The organism is Paenibacillus sp. J31R109, from assembly GCF_059692055.1.
In genome coordinates this window covers 119,751-137,650 of sequence record NZ_JCAUAR010000009.1, presented here as the reverse complement: position 1 = coordinate 137,650, position 17,900 = coordinate 119,751, and the positions used below count along the sequence as shown (strand labels likewise).

General features: G+C 47.2%; 15 protein-coding genes. 11 read left to right on the top strand and 4 right to left on the bottom strand.

Going from position 1 to position 17,900, the window contains the following annotated elements:
- Nucleotides 1–39: 39 nt before the first annotated feature.
- Nucleotides 40–213: a hypothetical protein gene (locus AC58QT_RS21980; RefSeq protein WP_310500091.1), complete on the bottom strand. Its 174-nt coding sequence runs from the start codon at nt 211–213 to the stop codon at nt 40–42.
- Between the two features lie 272 nt (nt 214–485).
- Here AC58QT_RS21980 and AC58QT_RS21975 point away from each other — a divergent pair, with 272 nt between their 5' ends.
- The 4 genes from AC58QT_RS21975 (at nt 486) to AC58QT_RS21960 (ending at nt 5,084) form a co-directional block, all read left to right on the top strand.
- Nucleotides 486–611 carry a hypothetical protein gene (locus tag AC58QT_RS21975; protein WP_497410911.1) on the top strand — a complete coding sequence of 42 codons (126 nt, stop codon included), beginning with the start codon at nt 486–488 and terminating at the stop codon, nt 609–611.
- 153 nt (nt 612–764) lie between these two features.
- Entirely contained in the window at nt 765–2,510 is a 1,746-nt protein-coding gene (locus tag AC58QT_RS21970; RefSeq protein WP_497410910.1) for an ABC transporter ATP-binding protein, read from the top strand.
- A gap of 46 nt (nt 2,511–2,556) precedes the next feature.
- Nucleotides 2,557–4,644 carry an ABC transporter ATP-binding protein gene (locus AC58QT_RS21965; protein WP_497410909.1) on the top strand — a complete coding sequence of 696 codons (2,088 nt, stop codon included), beginning with the start codon at nt 2,557–2,559 and terminating at the stop codon, nt 4,642–4,644.
- Between the two features lie 131 nt (nt 4,645–4,775).
- Nucleotides 4,776–5,084, top strand: coding sequence for a hypothetical protein (locus AC58QT_RS21960; RefSeq protein ID WP_310500095.1), 309 nt, complete (start codon nt 4,776–4,778; stop codon nt 5,082–5,084).
- Nucleotides 5,085–5,363: 279 nt separating this feature from the next.
- On the opposite strand, the gene AC58QT_RS21955 is transcribed toward AC58QT_RS21960, so the two are convergent.
- Both AC58QT_RS21955 and AC58QT_RS21950 read right to left on the bottom strand, forming a co-directional pair.
- Nucleotides 5,364–5,984: an NAD(P)-dependent oxidoreductase gene (locus tag AC58QT_RS21955; protein ID WP_497410908.1), complete on the bottom strand. Its 621-nt coding sequence runs from the start codon at nt 5,982–5,984 to the stop codon at nt 5,364–5,366.
- A 118-nt stretch (nt 5,985–6,102) separates the two neighbouring features.
- Nucleotides 6,103–6,417, bottom strand: a complete 315-nt coding sequence (locus tag AC58QT_RS21950; protein ID WP_497410907.1) for a hypothetical protein — start codon at nt 6,415–6,417, stop codon at nt 6,103–6,105.
- A gap of 220 nt (nt 6,418–6,637) precedes the next feature.
- On the opposite strand from AC58QT_RS21950, the gene rluF reads away from it, so the two are divergent.
- Together rluF and AC58QT_RS21940 are read left to right on the top strand one after the other, a co-directional pair.
- Complete coding sequence (gene rluF, locus AC58QT_RS21945; protein ID WP_497410906.1) at nt 6,638–7,351, top strand: 23S rRNA pseudouridine(2604) synthase RluF; 714 nt, start codon at nt 6,638–6,640, stop codon at nt 7,349–7,351.
- A gap of 221 nt (nt 7,352–7,572) precedes the next feature.
- Nucleotides 7,573–9,942, top strand: a complete 2,370-nt coding sequence (locus AC58QT_RS21940) for an S-layer homology domain-containing protein (RefSeq protein ID WP_497410905.1) — start codon at nt 7,573–7,575, stop codon at nt 9,940–9,942.
- Between the two features lie 85 nt (nt 9,943–10,027).
- Here the strand turns inward: AC58QT_RS21940 and AC58QT_RS21935 are convergent, their stop codons facing one another.
- Nucleotides 10,028–10,639 carry a TetR/AcrR family transcriptional regulator gene (locus AC58QT_RS21935; RefSeq protein WP_497410904.1) on the bottom strand — a complete coding sequence of 204 codons (612 nt, stop codon included), beginning with the start codon at nt 10,637–10,639 and terminating at the stop codon, nt 10,028–10,030.
- Between the two features lie 206 nt (nt 10,640–10,845).
- Between AC58QT_RS21935 and AC58QT_RS21930 the strand changes: the two genes are divergently transcribed.
- The 5 genes from AC58QT_RS21930 (at nt 10,846) to AC58QT_RS21910 (ending at nt 17,899) form a co-directional block, all read left to right on the top strand.
- Complete coding sequence (locus tag AC58QT_RS21930) at nt 10,846–12,348, top strand: MDR family MFS transporter (protein ID WP_497410903.1); 1,503 nt, start codon at nt 10,846–10,848, stop codon at nt 12,346–12,348.
- A gap of 198 nt (nt 12,349–12,546) precedes the next feature.
- Nucleotides 12,547–13,803 (top strand): threonine ammonia-lyase IlvA, encoded by a 1,257-nt coding sequence (gene ilvA, locus AC58QT_RS21925; protein ID WP_497410995.1) that lies wholly within the window; start codon nt 12,547–12,549, stop codon nt 13,801–13,803.
- Between the two features lie 300 nt (nt 13,804–14,103).
- Entirely contained in the window at nt 14,104–15,153 is a 1,050-nt protein-coding gene (locus tag AC58QT_RS21920; RefSeq protein ID WP_497287209.1) for a BMP family lipoprotein, read from the top strand.
- A gap of 132 nt (nt 15,154–15,285) precedes the next feature.
- Nucleotides 15,286–16,827 (top strand): ABC transporter ATP-binding protein, encoded by a 1,542-nt coding sequence (locus tag AC58QT_RS21915; protein ID WP_497410902.1) that lies wholly within the window; start codon nt 15,286–15,288, stop codon nt 16,825–16,827.
- Entirely contained in the window at nt 16,820–17,899 is a 1,080-nt protein-coding gene (locus tag AC58QT_RS21910) for an ABC transporter permease (protein ID WP_497287207.1), read from the top strand. The genes AC58QT_RS21915 and AC58QT_RS21910 overlap by 8 nt, the downstream gene beginning before the upstream one ends.
- Nucleotide 17,900 lies beyond the last annotated feature (1 nt).

The window sequence follows — 17,900 nt, the reverse complement described above, 5'->3', positions numbered from 1 at the left end:
GGGCCCCCGCCATATGGCTTAAGGGAAACCCTCTCTCTTTTATTTCAATTCTAGCTCCAACTCTTCTAACGTATACCGGTTGTCCCACAAAAAAACCATGTCATACGCGGTTGAGTCCTTCGAGACAAACCTAGCTGTAGCCGCAATAACACCGCCTATGATCGCTCCGAATCCCACAATCCATCCCATCAATGCAAACACTTGATCGACCATGTGCATTCACTCCTTTGAGGCGCGATGAACTCTTAATCTATCCATATGCACGACGAATTTGAAACATGTGTGACATTTGAAAGCCTTCTCATCACGAGTATGGACATCGGAAATGTCGGGCTGGGAGAGTTGCATTTTAGTCTTTTTATCCGATTGACACGTTCGGAAGAGGGATGGTAAGATCACCGTGTAAGGATCGAATAGACAGCATTTGGAAAAGTTAACAGGCATCTAATGTGCCCAATTCATACAACGAAAAAGGGGGGTTCACTATGGATTTTATGGTTTTTGTCGTACACACACATCATAAACGGACATTCGTCCAACCTAATTTCATAGATGGTAACCCGCTGGTTAGCCCGAGCGACTGCGATTGTATGCGCATCTTCGGCTGCTAGCACCCCTTCCCATACGTTAAGTTGTGAAGCGCGGGTTACGACAAGTTCGTAACGAGCGCCCCATGTGTTTCATAGAAGGCATATCGCTGCGTGCGGTATGTCTTTTTGCGTCTTTAGGTGTCTATGCACCATTTGAGAGGAGTGAATGTATACATGTTTACCGTTTTAAAGAAATTAGCTTGGTTTTTCAAAATGAACTGGAAACGCTATAGCCTCGCCATTGGGTTGCTCATCATTGTAGGAATTATTGATGTCATGCCGCCGAAGCTGATCGGTTATGCGATTGATGGGATACACATGGGGACATTGACGGGGTCCAAAATGGTTCAATTGCTCGCCTTTTGGGGCGTGCTGATCATTGCTGGCTACGGGCTGTCTTACGTATGGCTGTACCAGTTGTTCGGCGGTGCCTTCGTGTTGGAACGCGTGCTTCGCTCGCGATTCATGCGGCAGCTGCTGAAGATGACACCGACGTTTTATGAGCGTAACCGCACGGGAGACCTCATGGCGAGAGCCACGAACGATCTGCAAGCGGTGTCGACGACAGCGGGGTTCGGTATCTTAACCTTCGTGGATTCCACGCTGTTCATGTTAACCATCCTTAGTATGATGGGCTTCTTCATTAGCTGGAAGCTGACCCTCGCCTCGATTCTACCGCTGCCGATTATGGCCGTTGCGATTACGATTTATGGCGGTCGCATTCATGAACGATTTATTCTTGCACAGGATGCTTTTGGGCAAATGAACGACCGTGTGCTGGAAACCATTGCAGGTGTCCGGGTCATCCGGGCTTTTGTGCAGGAGAAGGCAAGTGAACACAATTTCGCGACGATGACGGACGACGTCTATCGGAAAAATATCGCCGTAGCGGTTATTGACGCTCTTTTTGAACCGACGGTCAAAATTCTTGTAGGTATTTCTTACCTCATTGGGCTCTGTTACGGAGGCTATCTTGTTTTTCATAGTGAGCTTACGCTTGGAGAACTAGTGTCCTTCAATACCTTCCTGGGTATGCTGATCTGGCCGATGTTCGCGATTGGGGAGCTCATGAACATTATGCAACGCGGAAACGCATCCCTAGATCGTGTCAACGAAACGCTTGGTTACAAGCCAGATGTCAAAGAAGTGCCGAACGCTGCGACGCAGCTGAAGCCGGATTCGATCCATTTTGAAAAGGTAACGTTCCGTTACCCGTCCTCTTCTATTGATAATTTGGTCAATATGACGTTCCGTTTAGAACGCGGGCAGACGCTCGGCATTGTCGGCCGTACAGGCAGCGGCAAAACTACGCTGCTGAAGCAGCTGCTTCGCGAGTATCCGATTGGTCAAGGCGCCATTACGATCACAGATACGCCAATTGAGCAGATTGCTATCGATACGCTGCATGGCTGGATTGGATATGTGCCGCAAGAGCCAATTCTCTTCTCCAAATCCGTGCGCGAAAACATCATGTTCGGCAAGGCGCAAGGCACGGAAGACGAGTTGACGCGTGCGCTTGATCTCGCTGCCTTCCGCAAGGACGTCGAGTTCCTGCCGGAAGGTCTGCAGACACTCGTCGGGGAAAAAGGCGTTGCTTTATCCGGCGGTCAGAAACAGCGCGTATCTATTGCGCGTGCGCTGTTTGTCGATCCGGAGATTCTCCTGCTCGACGACGCGCTCTCTGCGGTGGATGCGAAGACGGAAGCCGAGATCATTCGCGGCATTCGCTCCGAACGCGCAGGCAAAACAACCCTAATCACCACGCATCGACTCTCCGCTGTACAGCATGCTGACTGGATTGTTGTGCTGGATGAGGGCTACATCATCGAAGAAGGCACGCATGAGCAGCTGCTTGCACTTGGCGGTTGGTATAAAGAGCAGTATGATCGGCAACAGCTGGAAGAACAGACGGTTGGATAAGGGCAGTTGTCAGTTGAGACATAAAGAAAAGAAGGTGAGACTCCTGATGAAGAACACGCAACAACAAACGAAATCAACGAAACAAACTGGCAAACGGTTATTTCAATATGCATCGCAATTTAAGCAAACCTTGCTAATTGCCTTAGTTTTTTTATCCTTAGCGGTTGCAACTGAGCTGGCGGGACCGTTTATTGCCAAGCATATGATCGACACGCACATCCTGGGCATCGAGAAGCCGTGGTATGAGACACAGTCGAAGGCGATGAGCGATAAGGCAGTGGCTTATGATCAAACATTCTTTAAGCGGGGTGACAACTACGCGGAAGGCGAGCCGAAGGGGAGAGAGGTTCGTATTTTACAAGTGGGAGGCAAGTTCGTCTGGTTAGATCAGGCTCTTCCTTGGGATGGTGTGCGTAAGCTCACAGATGATGGGAAGCTGCAAGTCACGCAAGACGGGAAGCAAGCCGAATACACGGTCAAGCGTCTGAGTGCGCAGGAATTATACAACTTTTACAAGCCGCAATGGGCCAATCTGATGACGCTCGCTGGGTTCTATGTGATCCTAATTTTCATTGGTGCCGGATTTACGTATGGACAGAAGTTTTTACTGCAATCTGCGGCGAACCGCATTATTCAGCGCATGCGCAGGGACGTGTTCGCGCAAATTCAGCGGTTGCCGATTAATTATTTTGATAATCAGCCAGCGGGCAAAATTGTCTCACGCATCACCAATGACACCGAATCCGTTCGGGATTTGTATGTGCAGGTATTGGCGAACTTTTTTACAGGTACGATTTACATCGTCGGTATTATCGCTGCTATTTTCATATTAGACTACCGTTTGGCTCTCTTCACATTGCCGATTATTCCACTGCTGGTAGTATGGATTATCGTCTATCGCAAATACGCGTCCTCCATTAATCACGAAATTCGGGAGCGCATTAGCGCAATTAACGGCATGATCAACGAGGCGATTCAAGGGATGACCATCATTCGTGCTTTTCGCCGACAAAAGGAAACGACCGCAGAATTTGAAGTGCTGAATGAGGAGTATACGAGGTATCAAAATAAACTGCTCAGTCTGAACTCCTTGACCTCTCATAACTTGATGAACGTGGTGCGGAACTTGTTCTTCTTCGGTTTGATCTGGTACGTTGGCGGCAGTTCGCTGAATGCGCTGATTACCGTTGGTGTGCTCTACGCTTTCGTCGATTACCTCAACCGAATGTTCCATCCGATGGTAGGTATCGTGAATCAGCTGCCGAATTTGGAGCGTGCGCTCGTGTCGGCTGACCGTGTATTTGAGCTGCTAGACGAACAAGGCATCGATGTTGTGGCTGAAAAAGCAGATCGCTACAAAGGCCACGTGAGCTTCGAACACGTTCGCTTCGCTTACAAAGAAGGTGAGGATGTGTTGAAAGACATCTCCTTCTCCGCGGAGCAAGGGCAGACCGTAGCCTTAGTTGGGCACACTGGTTCAGGCAAAAGCTCAATCTTGAACCTGCTATTCCGTTTCTATGAGGTTAGCGAAGGTCGTATCACGGTGGATGGCCGTGATATTCGCGAGCTATCGAAGCAGCAGCTTCGTCAGCACATGGGCATCGTGCTGCAGGATCCGTTCCTGTTCACAGGGACGATTGCGTCCAATGTGTCCTTGGACGATCCGTCCATCACCCGGGAACGGGTGGAGGCGGCGCTGCGCGAAGTCGGCGCCGCGGAAATGCTAGGTGCGCTGCCGCATGGCCTCGATGAGCCGGTCATCGAGAAGGGCAGCACGCTGTCTGCTGGGCAGCGGCAGCTGATCTCGTTTGCCCGGGCGCTGGCGTTCGACCCGGCGATCTTGATCCTCGATGAGGCGACGGCCTCGATCGACACCGAGACCGAGGCCATCATTCAGGCCGCGCTCGATGTATTGAAGAAGGGGCGGACCACCTTCATCATTGCCCATAGACTGTCGACGATTCGCAGCGCCGACTTGATTCTTGTGCTCGATCACGGCGAGATCGTCGAGCGTGGGACGCATGAGGAGCTCATGGCGCTCCTCGGGCGGTACTACCAGATGTACCAGCTGCAAGCGGGGCATCCGGAAATTGCGGCTGCAGCGGAGGCGGCTGCTTCGACAAGCAAGCTGTAGGCAGAACAACTGGGCGCAAAGACTAGGTCGCTAGTCGAGGATGAATCTCGACGAAAGGCTAACGACTCCGACTTTCCAATATGCTACAATAGGTGCAAATGGATGCTTATGTGAAGTGGAGGGGAAATTTTATGCGTTCAGATACAATTCGTTTGTTAAACCTATTGCAACTGCTATCCGAAGTAGCGATTGCCGTGGGGTATGTACTTGGTTTAATCCCATTTGTATATGCATGGTCATGTGCGTGGGTCATTCCGTTGGTTTTTGTGAATCTCGTATTTGCGATTCTTACAGGTAATGGAACTACGTTGAAAACGATCATCAACATTGCTTTGGCGTTCCTAAGTCTGATCCCGGTTCTCGGTTACCTTTTCCGATTTGGCGGTATTGTGGTGTCAGGTCTTAATATGAGAGAGCTAGCTAAGAGACGCAACAATTAGTAGTGGAAAATTGGATGGCGCCGAATGGCGTGGTTCCCCGAGGTAGAAAAATCCCGAGATTAAGGTGATCGCATCATCTTATCTCGGGATTTTTCTCATTTTCAATGGTAATAAAGTGATGCGATAACGCTAATGTGAGGAAATACACCGGAAACTTCGACGTTGAAGCAAGTTAGCGTTATGTCATAATGTTATTGTGCAATCGCTCGTTCAATAGAGCGGAATAGCGTTATCGCATAACGCTATTTGCTAATGCTCATGCCGTCCAGCGTCGTCAGACTAATACGCCAACCCCACGCGGCACCCGACGTACGCGCCATCCACCGCGACGCGGTAGGTGAACGCCGCGGTGTCGCCGACGGTGATGGACGTGCCGCCGTCCGGCAAAAAGTCGCGCTCCGCGCGGAACTGACCTTGCGCCTCGCCGTCGGGCAAATACGTTGGACACACGACAGTCCAACGTAGACCCGACGCTGCGAGCAGCGCCCACGCCTGGCGGTGCTCCTCGGCCGCGCGGGTCGAGGAGCGCCGTGTATCCGGCGCTTCAAACCGCAGCAGCCCCGGGTGCTCCCGGCTCTGCAGGATGCCTGCTGTGCCGACGGTAACCACGCGGCTTACGCCGGCGGCCTTCATCGCCCCGATGAGCAGGGGCGTCGCCTCGGTCAGCACCGTGCTGCCGTCGGTGCCCAAGCAGCTCACGACGATGTCCACGCCGGGCATAGCACGCTCTAGATCCGCTGCGGAACAAGCATCACCTTGCAGCAAGGTGAGTCGATCAGGGCGCAGCGTGACTTTCTCGGTATTGCGTACGATGGCGGTGACTTTATGGCCATCCTGCAAAGCTTGGTCGAGTATGCGCCGCCCAACGCGGCCCGTTGCGCCTAATAGTAAAAAGTGCATCTTTGTGCTCCTTCGGTATGTAATCTTTCCCCACAGTATAACAAACAAAGTGTAGGATGTAGAAACCCCCAGCAACCTTTATAGGTGCGAGGGGGTTGTTTGCCTTCTCTAACTTCAATTACAGCTTAGCTACGAATGTAAATGAGATCGCACGTGTGAAAATAGTAGGGTTGTAAACCGTGATAACATAAACGGTGTCGGTTTGGTTGTAGAAACTTGTTGCATAAGCGGGCAAGGAGTTTTGATTGGAAATGAAGAATCCACCGCTTACAGGTTTGTAAGCTCCGCCTCTGAATGTGAATGTAAAATAAGTGTTCGGTGAAATAGTACGATTAAAAAAGAAACGTTGGAAGCCGTCGCCTAAATCCGTTTTACGATTCGCTTGTTTGGGTGTGGAGAAAGCTTTCACGATTCTTGCTTTTTTTGAACTCATTGGTCATCCCTCCTTCTATTTCTAATAAATGCTAGATTAATAGATTCTGCGTGGATGAATCTACCAGTTCATTCATATCAATTTGTAGTAAAGAGATTACGGACTAATAGGTGCGTGCCTCAGACGGTTTGCCGCAGCGACTTGAACCGACGCATTGAATCCAGCATAATAGAAGGTATTGAATTCAAATGAAGACGGCATAGAAGGGAATTTCGCGGGCATGAGAATTAATAAGTTTATTAGTGAAACCGGCGTGTGTTCCAGACGTGAGGCTGACAAGTGGGTCGAAGCACGGCGTGTGACGATCAATGGCGAAATCGCTGGATTGGGTAGTGTAGTGGGACCAGGCGATGAAGTGAAGGTAGATGGTCGAGCGATCGGAGAGAAGAAGGAGCATGTCTACATTGCCCTCAACAAACCTGTAGGGATTACCAGCACAACGGAAGCGCATATTCAAGGGAATATCGTGGATTTCGTGGGGCATTCGGAGCGCATTTTTCCTATCGGCAGATTGGACAAGGACTCGGAAGGGCTCATCCTGTTGACGAATAACGGGGATATCGTGAATCAGATCCTCCGTGCAGAGAACAATCATGACAAAGAATATATTGTCACGGTTAATCGCCCAATCACGCAGATGTTTCTGCGGGGAATGGCAAGCGGTGTGCGTATTTTGGGAACGATGACGAAACCTTGTGAAATTGTACAAGTGAATGAACGTGTTTTTCGCATCATTCTTACGCAAGGTCTGAATCGTCAAATTCGTAGAATGTGCGAAGCATTCGGATACCGGGTAGTGCGTCTCCAGCGTGTTCGTATTATGCATATACATTTGGAAAATTTGAAAGTAGGCAAATGGCGAGATTTGACACAAGGCGAGTTGAAGGATTTAATGCAGACACTGAGTCATGAAAATGCGAAATCCGAACGGTAATTTGATGCCGAAAAGCCGTACTTACAAACACATGCAGGATCATTCGTCTATCGGATGTTCGAGCATGTGTTTTTTATATTATTAAAAAATTATGTAGCGCTTACGCAACCTTTTTCCAAAATTCACCGTCAAGTTATATATAGCAATAGGACACGTCCAAGCAGCTGCTCGGTATGTGAATCCACATGTTGTATGGAGAACACTTAAGGAGGAAGATGACATTGAAATTATTAAAACAAGCAAGCACGATGGTACTGGCATCGACGCTGCTGTTGACAGTTGCCCCGACTGGGGTGTGGGCGGATAATGCCACTGCTGCAGTAACGAACGCCATGACATCCCCAGCTTTCCCAGGCCAAATCGATACCTCGGTACTCGAAGCCAAAATAACCAAAGAACAAGCACTAGAACACGCGAAAGCTTACATAACACTGCCTGCTGACTATACCTTCCAATCGATCAGTTTAAATGCGTATTATGGCATGAATGGCCAAAATATTCCTACATGGAATGTCAGCTATTCGAAAAAGGTGAAAGAACGCTTCTATGGCTCCGCCAATATTTCGATTAATGCTTTAGACGGAACGTTAACTTCCTATTCCCTGAATGACAATGATCCTGATCATAAGCCGACGTACCCGCCTAAGGTGGATTTTCAAGGTGCGAAAGATTTGGCAGCAGCCTTCGTGGCGAAAGTAAATCCTACGAAGCAAAAGGAGCTTATCTACGATGACTCTGTAGAAAAAGCCTTCCGCACACCACTTGACGGTAATTATCAATATAATATCCGCTATGATCGATCTGTAGGTGGAGTTCCTTTCTCAGCTAATGGTCTCAATGTCAACGTCAATGGTGACGGTCAAATTACGGGCTATGGGTACAACTGGGATGATAAGGTAACTTTTGATACAACAAGTACACCGATTACGAAGGAGAAGGCAATTGAACAATTCCGTGCAAAGACGGAACTGTCCTTGCAATATCAAATCCCATATAACACGCAAGGGAAAAGAATTCCGATTATTGCGTACTTGATGAACGGCTTTGCTTTGGATGCGGCAACAGGGGAAGTATGGAATCCAACTCCTAGCTTAAGCGGCGGCAATAAGCCTCTAACCGATAAGCCACTGGGAGCGAATCCGCCGGCTAATTTGAATTTGACGAAAGAAGAAGCGGTTAAGAAAGTAGTATCGACGTTTAACCTATCCGCTGACTTCAAGCTGCAAGAAGCCAATTATAATGAATCGAAGAATCCTGAAACAGGTGAGACGACCTCTAGCTGGAATATGAGCTGGAACAAGTCAACGACGGATGCGACAGCTAGTGGGAAAATGATTGCAGGAAATAATGTTTGGGCAACCGTGAATAGTAAAACAGGGGCTATCATTAATTTTAACTTCTATGTGCCTTATAGCAGTGAAACCGACAAACCGATCGAGGGGAAAGTTTCCTTGGATGATGCGATTGCGAAAAGTACAGATTTCGTCAAAGCGCAGCTTCCAGCCTCTACAGATCAGCTTGTGCTGAGCGTTCAAAAAGAGTACTCCGAAGAAACGTTGAAGCAGATGCGTACTTGGGAAGTTAGCTACAAACGTGTCATTGACGGCGTTACTGTGGGTAATGAAGAGGTACGCGTAAGCATCGACCGTGTAACGGGAAGCATCTCGAGCTACTATGTCAACCTAAGCGATGTGGCGTATCCTACTCAAAAGCCTGAGGTTATTTCGATCGACAAAGCGAAGGAGCTATGGTTGTCACAGTTCGATGTGAAGCTTGGCTATGTATTGGAAGGTAACGGATTCTATGGCCCTATGCCGATTGAGAAATACCGCGTAATGATGGCTGCTGGGGAGATTCCTATGTCTGCGGCTGCGAATGGCAAAGGAGAATCGAAAGCGAAGCTCGTTTATTCTCTTATTTCTAAAAATCCGAATCGCGATGGCGGTTTCCTTCTAGATGCGGCATCCGGTCAATGGCGCAGTGCGCAATCTGGCGAGGTTATTTCCTTGGATAAGGTTGTTGTAAGTGACATTGATAAGCACTGGGCGCAAAATGAACTTCAACTCATGCTTGATTATCAAGCCTTGGATGTGAAGGACGGTAAAGTAAATCCAGATCAAACGATCAAGCGCGGTGAGTTGGTCAAAATGCTTGTCATCGCCATGAATGGCGGCAACGGCGGCATCTATTATGGCGCAGAACGCGCGGCTTCCTTTGCTGATGTGAGCAATGGCTCTAAATATTTTGCCTATGTTGAAAATGCGGTTGATCGCGGGCTGCTTGACGTAGGTAAAGAGTTCAATCCGGAAGCTACGATGGATCGTGAAGCAATGGCGCAATTGATCGTCAAAGCGCTGGGGTATCACAGTCTGACGAAGTTCGATGGTGTCTTTAACAATCAATTCGCAGATGCTGATAAGCTGACGAACTTAGGCGATGCGGCTATCGTTGTTGGACTGAACATTATGTCGCTTAACGATGGTAACTTTGCACCACAGGCAGAAGTGACGAAAGCACAGGCAGCCACGGCGTTCTACCGTTTCTTGCAAAAGAGATCCGAACTGCAGGAGAAGCCGCGGTATTACTATTAATCTTTAAACCGAAATATTGCTAACAAAAAGACCTCTCGCAAATAACTTGGAGAGGTCTTTGTTCTTTTTTATAGAAAGAGGCACGCTAGGCTTTTTTGAAAAATAAGACACACAATCGGCGATAGTGCTCCTTCATATGTTCTTTCGTATAGTTCTTCTCATTTTTGATATGGAAGTAGCCGATAGGTGAGATCGAACAGATGATGGTATGTGCGGCTAGATCAGGCTCTGGATGCTGCTCAGGATCGGCCTCAATTGTTTCTTGGATAAGCTCGGATAATTGGTCACGAATGGTACGATACATAGGAGATAAGAAGAAATTAGATTGATTATCATCACAGTTGAAATTCATTTTGGATGACATTTCAACAATGAGTTCCGCATTCGTTTCAATGGCATCAATCCAAAATCCTAAGATACCAGAGAGTCGATCTATAGGAGCGGCTTGTTTGTGTTTGTCCAAATACGCTGTAATCTCTTGAATGAACTGTCTGCCATAATGCTGGAGGACATCAAAGCAGAGGTCTCCTTTGTGGGCATACCTGCGGTATAACGTTGCTTGTCCGATGCCAGCTGTTTTGGCGATTTGATGCATGCTAACTGATTGAACACCGTGCTCATGAAAGAGTTGATTGGCCGTTTGTAGAATTAATTGGCGATTTTCCATGGCGTCCTTGCGTTCGTGACGAATGGACATTCTGTAACCACCTCGTAGGAGTAAATGTTAAGTTGTTCGTATTGACAAACAAAGCAAAGTTGGGTAGCATCATTACTGTAAACGGACATCTGTCCGTTTACAAGAAAAGACACCACGAATTTCATAACTGTCACTATTGTAACGTGTAGTTGATATACGGTCAACGACAGACAAAGAGAGAGAAATTAATCGGATGGAGGGATTACATGTCTTCACAAGCAACATCGAAAGAAACAGAAGCTCCTTTTTCAATGCGCAGCATTTTGGGGCCGCTGTTAGCGATTGTCGTAGGTATCTTTATGGTTATCTTGGACGGAACAGCAGTAAACGTTGCTCTTCCTAAGCTGCAAGAAGAATTCAATTTGCTCAACTTATCACTCGTTCAGTGGACGGTTATTGGTTACGCACTGGCACAAGCCGCGGTTATCCCGTTGGCAGGTTGGTTATCGGATCGTTTTGGCGCTAAGAAAATCTTCCTAATTTCCGTAGGTCTTTTCACAATAGGCTCTGGTCTATGTGCACTGGCGAACTCGGTTGAAATGCTTATTACTTACCGTATCATTCAAGGACTAGGCGGCGGTGTCGTAGTGCCGATTGCGATGGCGTTCATTTATCGTCTATCTCCTCCAGGTAAAGTAGGGACTGTGATGGGGATGATGGGGATTCCGATCCTACTGGGTCCAGCACTTGGTCCTGTCGTTGCAGGTTGGTTAGTTGAGTATCACAGCTGGCAGTGGATTTTCCTGATTAATTTGCCGATTGGTGTTATTGGTATTATTTTAGGTATTCGTACATTGCCAAATATGCAGCGTCAAAGCGTTGCTTCTCTAGATTTATTGGGTATGTTGTTAGGGCCTTTAGCTTTCGCGGCACTTGTCTATGGTGTTTCCAACGGTGGTATTGATCCGATTACGGGGAAATCCACTTGGACAGATGCAGATACGCTGATCGGTTCTGGCGTTGGTGTCATTGCACTAATCCTATTCATTATTGTTGAATTGAAACAGAAGAATCCGCTATTGGAGCTTCGCGTATTCCGTTCTGGCAACTTTACGAAAGGAATTGTCGTGCAGTGGATTTCACAAATTGCGATGTTCGGTACGATGTTCCTTGTACCCCTTTTCTTACAGCAAGCACATGGGTACAGCCCGTTGAAAACGGGATTGATCATGCTTCCGCAAGCCTTGGCTTCCGGGTTGTTCATGCCAATCGGCGGTAAGCTGTCCGACCGTTTCGGTGCTCGTCCGCTCGTTATCGCGGGGATGGTTCTTACAACGATTTCGGCCTTGTTGCTTTCCAATATTTCGGGTGATTCTGGTGTAGGCACAGTGATGCTGCCGCTTACGCTTCTAGGAGCGGGTATGGGACTCTTCATGATGCCGCTGAACAATCACTTGATTCAATCGGCACCGCAGAACTTGGTTGGTCGTGTAACGTCTTTGACGAACGCGGCACAGCAAGTTATGATGTCCTTCGCTATTGCGATCTTGATGACAATCTTCAGTACGAAATTTAAAGATTTGATGGTAGAGTCAGGCAAACAACAACCGGATGTAGGCTTATACGCTTCTGCTTTCGGACATACGTTCCTCATTTTGCTAGGTATCGCTATTGTTGGCGGTCTGCTTGGTTTGATGCTGCAGAAGCCTAAGAAAATTGAAGGCGAGTCCGGTAATGCGGCTGAAATTCCAATGATGGTCGGTCATTAATCACTAGGGTTGGACGTATAAAAGAGCCGTTCCTCAAGGTCATTTGACTGCGAGGGGCGGCTTTTATTCGTGAGGCATATCACGAACGTGAAAGCAGGTCGTACTCTCTGCGATATTTACGTACAGAACGCATCACATATGTTACAATACATGTTAAAACTTAATGGAAGCTTCAACAAAGAAAGGGTGTTCGAGAAGATGGTTGTTTCTGGTAAAGTAGGTTTGGAAGATATTATTAGAGCCAATCATGTGCTCAGCAAGGTGATCGAACCATCGCCGCTGCAACGCAATGAGCTGCTCTCTAGCCAGTATGAATGTAACGTGTACCTTAAACGTGAAGATATGCAAATCGTGCGTTCGTTCAAGATTCGCGGAGCTTACAATGTGATCCAGAGCTTAACCGAAGAGGAACGTGCAGCGGGGGTTGTGTGCGCGAGTGCAGGCAATCATGCGCAAGGCGTAGCTTATTCTTGTAAGCAGTTGGGCATCGAGGGCAAGATCTTCATGCCAACGACGACACCGCGTCAGAAGATTTCCCAAGTGAAGCTGTTTGGCGGCTCGTTTGTGGAAGTCATCCTTGTTGGCGACTCCTTCGATGATTCTTCGACCCAGGCGAAAGCATACTGTCTGAAAGAGAATAAGGTGTTCATCCATCCGTTTGATGATGTACGTACGATAGCTGGGCAAGGGACGGTTGGCCTAGAGATTATGAATCAAATGCCGGAAACACCGGATTTCATCTTTGCAACGATCGGTGGAGGTGGACTAGCTGCTGGAGTTGCGACGTATGTGAAGAGCGTGTCCCCTCGCACGCGCATTATCGGTGCAGAACCTGAAGGTGCAGCGAGCATGACGGAAGCACTGAAGCAGGGGAGCGTCGTAAAACTATCATCCATTGAGAAGTTTGTTGATGGTGCAGCCGTCGCGCAGGTAGGCGAGATGACTTTTGACATTTGTAAAGAAAAGTTAGAAGACATCGTCATCATTCCTTCTGGCAAAGAATGTACAACCATTCTAGAGCTCTACAATAGCAACGCGATTGTTATTGAGCCAGCCGGAGCGCTTCCAGTGGCAGCGCTGGATGCTTATCGCGAACAAATCCGCGGTAAGAATGTCGTGTGTATTATCAGCGGCGGAAACAATGATATTGACCGGATGCAGCAAATTAAAGAGAGATCCCTCGTATACGAAGGATTAAAGCATTACTTCATCTTGAATTTCCCACAACGTGCAGGAGCACTTCGTGAATTTTTAGAGGAAGTACTAGGACCTTCGGATGATATCACACGTTTCGAGTATACGAAGAAGAATAATCGGGACGATGCGCCTGCATTGGTAGGGATCGAGCTGAAGAATAAAGACGATTACGAGGGACTTATTGAGCGTCTTTCCAGCAAGGATTATGGCTATATCGAGATCAATAAGGATCCAAAACTCTTCAACTTACTGATCTAATATTTTATGACACGAGAGTGTCATAAAATTAACATAGAGCAATCTAGATTTTATTAACCACTGGTTGTATAATCAATAATTGGGGCTTGTAACCTATATTGTCGGGGAAAACAAAACGAAGATGTTAACTTGTGTGACATGACGAATTATATGTAATCATTGCGAGATTCGCTTTTCTGTTAGGAATCGAAATGATACACTTAATTTGAAGTCAACTTACATAATTTAACTGGAACTGGTCACCCTAGAATGTGGGCTTCATAGTTTCAATTAAATGATGATACGATGGGGGTAAAATCGATGAAGAAGATTTTTTCAACAGTTCTGATGACTGTAACGGTTTCTGCACTAGTGATTTCCGGTTGTGCCAAAAAAGAAGAGACAGGTTCATCCGCATCACCAGCAGCAAGTGCAGTAGCGAGTGACAACACAGGTAAAGACTTCAAAATCGGCATGGTTACAGATATCGGTGGCGTAAACGACAAATCCTTTAACCAAAGCGCTTGGGAAGGCTTGAATCTACTTAAGAAACAAACTAGCGCAAACGTGAAGAACCTTGAAAGTAAAAGTGACGCTGACTATACGCCTAACTTGAATCAATTCGTTAAAGATGGTTACAACCTGACTTGGGGTATTGGTTTCTTGATGGGTGACGCTGTTAAAACAGTAGCAACGCAAAACCCGAACGCGAAACTTGCGATTATTGATAACGTAGTAGAAGCTCCGAACGTTGAATCCGTTACTTTCTCCGAGCAAGAAGGTTCTTACCTTGTTGGTGTGGTAGCAGGTCTTACAACTAAAACAAACAAAATCGGTTTCGTTGGCGGTATCGACATCCCGGTTATCAAACGTTTTGAAGCTGGTTTCGTAGCTGGCGTTAAAGCAGTAAAACCAGATGCTAAAATTCAAATCAACTACACAGGTGCTTTCGACAAGCCTGATCTTGGTAAAGCAGCTGCAGCAACGATCTACAACGACGGCGCTGATATCATTTTCCACGCGGCTGGATCCACTGGTAACGGTGTGTTCAACGAAGCGAAAGATCGCGCGAAAAACGGTAAAAAAGTATGGGTTATCGGTGTAGATAAAGACCAATCCCTAGAGTTTGGTGATGAAGTTACACTAACATCCATGTTGAAACGTGTTGACTCTGCGGTACTTCGTGTATCCAAAGACGTAGTTGCAGGCAAATTCCAAGGTGGTAAAGTTGTTACTTTGGGTCTGAAAGATGATGGTGTTGGCCTTCCTGAAACATCCAAGAAGAACGTTTCCGCTGACATCTTGAAAAAAGTTGACGAGTACAAAGCCAAAATTATTAGCGGCGAAATCAAAGTTCCTGAAAAACCATAAGCGTCAAACTGACGTTATTGGTAAGAACGATAGGTTTGCTTCTGTACAAACAAGGCTAGTTATACTAACTAGCCTTGTTCTTTAGTTTTAATGGGCATGGAATAATAAAAAATTGATCCTTAGGGTGATCTGATGAGTGAAGCAGTCCCAGTTGTTGAACTTCGTGGCATAACGAAACGATTTCCAGGCATTGTTGCTAATGATGCTATCAGCTTGAAGCTTAAAAAAGGCGAAATTCATGCCTTGCTTGGCGAAAATGGTGCTGGAAAATCAACACTAATGAATATTGTGTTCGGTCTATATCAGCCGGATGAAGGTAGTATTTTTGTACAAGGTAATGAGGTTTATATCGACAGTCCGAATCGAGCGATCGAGCTCGGCATCGGGATGGTCCATCAACATTTTAAATTGGTACAACCGTTTACAGTAACTGAAAATATCATTTTGGGGATGGAACCCAAACGTGGTATGAATGTGGATATACGAACAGCACAAGATAAAGTGCGCAAGCTATCTGAGCAATATGGTTTACGTGTGGATCCAAAAGCCAAAGTTGAAGACATTTCAGTCGGTATGCAGCAGCGTGTCGAGATATTGAAAACGCTGTATCGCGGCGCCGATATTTTAATTTTTGATGAGCCTACAGCTGTACTAACGCCGCAAGAAATTAGTGAATTGATGGTCATTATGCGTAACCTTGTGAAAGAGGGCAAGTCCATTATTCTCATTACACATAAGTTGAAAGAAATTATGGAGATTGCCGATACGGTGACGATTATTCGTCGCGGTAAAGTGATTGATTCTTTGGCACGCTCCCAAGCGAATCCACAAATTCTAGCCGAGAAAATGGTCGGGCGCGACGTCTCCTTTAAAGTGAGTAAGGAAGCTGCGAAACTGGGTGAGCCTGTTCTCCAGGTTCAAGATTTGATGGTGCGCAATCAGCAAGGATTAGCTTCGCTCAAAGGGCTTAATTTTGAAGTGAAAGCTGGCGAAATTCTGGGTATCGCAGGTGTAGATGGCAACGGTCAGAGTGAACTGATCGAGGCATTGACGGGCTTGCGTGCTGTAGATGGCGGCAAAGTGCTGCTCATGGGCAGCGATATTACAAATCAGACACCGCGTGAGATTTCAGAAGCCGGGCTATCGCATATTCCGGAGGATCGTCATAAACACGGGCTCGTACTTGATTTTACAATGAGTGAAAATATGGTGCTTGAAACGTATTTCCATCCTGCGTATAACAAAGGCGGTTTCCTGAGCTATGATGCCATTGATAAGCATGCGGAAGCGCTGATTAAGCAATTTGACGTGCGCACACCGAGTATTTATAACAAGGCGCGCTCCTTGTCCGGCGGTAATCAACAAAAGGCGATTATTGCGAGGGAAATACATAAGAATCCGAACCTGTTGATCGCGGCGCAGCCGACGCGTGGTTTGGATGTGGGTGCGATTGAATTCGTTCATCGGATGCTGATTGAGCAGCGGAACAAAGGTAAGGCCGTTCTGTTGATTTCTTTTGAGCTGGATGAAATCATGAATGTTTCCGACCGTATTGCGGTTATCTACGAAGGACAGATTGTGGGCGAAGTGATGCCGCAGGATACGAACGATCAGGAGATCGGTCTGCTGATGGCAGGCAGCAAGTCTGCTCAGAAAGGAGCCCCTCATGAATAAAGTGGTTCGCATATTTACAAGTGAGTCAGCGGTCAACCCCCTTGTGGCGATTGTGCTGGGGCTGCTATTCGGAGCGCTTGTCATGCTGGCTGGTGGTTATAATCCGATTGCTGCGTATGGGGCATTGTTCTCACGTATTTTAGGAAGTCCATATGATATCGGTGAGTCGATACGGGCAATTACGCCCTTGATTCTTACGGGTTTATCCGTCGCTTTCGCCTTCCGTACAGGATTGTTCAATATTGGTGCGGAAGGGCAGTTCGTGATGGGGATGACGGGGGCTACCTTTATTGGCGTCAAGCTACATGGTCTGCCATGGATCATCCATGCTCCCCTAGCGGTCATTGTTGGGGCATTGATCGGCGGACTTTGGGGCGCTATTGCCGGTTATTTGAAAGCGAAACGCGGCGTAAACGAAGTCATCACCACGATCATGTTGAACTGGATCTCGTTGTTCCTATCCAACTATATCGTGAACACCTTCCTTCTTGAGCCGAAGCAACAACGTTCCTATATGATTCAAGACTCTGCGTCTCTAAGCATCGGTTGGTTGTCAGATGCGATGAACCACGCGAGGCTCCACTGGGGAACACTGATTGCCATTCTGGCAGCGGTTGTCTTCTACTTAATTCTGTGGAAAACGAAGCAAGGTTACGAGCTGCGTGCTGTAGGGCATAATATCGATGCTGCTAAGTATGCGGGCATGAACGTGAATAAGAACATCATCAAAGCGATGTTTATCTCCGGGGTATTTGCTGGACTTGCTGGTGTGTTCGAGGTTCTCGGTGTCTTCCATTATCAAGTGGTTGCGGCAGGTACGACAGGGTATGGGTTCGATGGTATCGCGGTATCCTTGCTCGGAGCCAATAATCCGATAGGTGTCGTGCTTGGTGCTATCCTGTTCGGTGGCTTATCATACGGTTCTGCGGGGATGAGCTTTGGTGCGGATGTACCACCAGAAATTATCCGTATTGTCATCGGATCGGTGATATTCTTTGTAGCTACCCAAGGTATAGTCAAATGGGTGCTGATCCCGTTCTACGGCAAACGCAAGAAAGAGAGGGCTTCGTAAT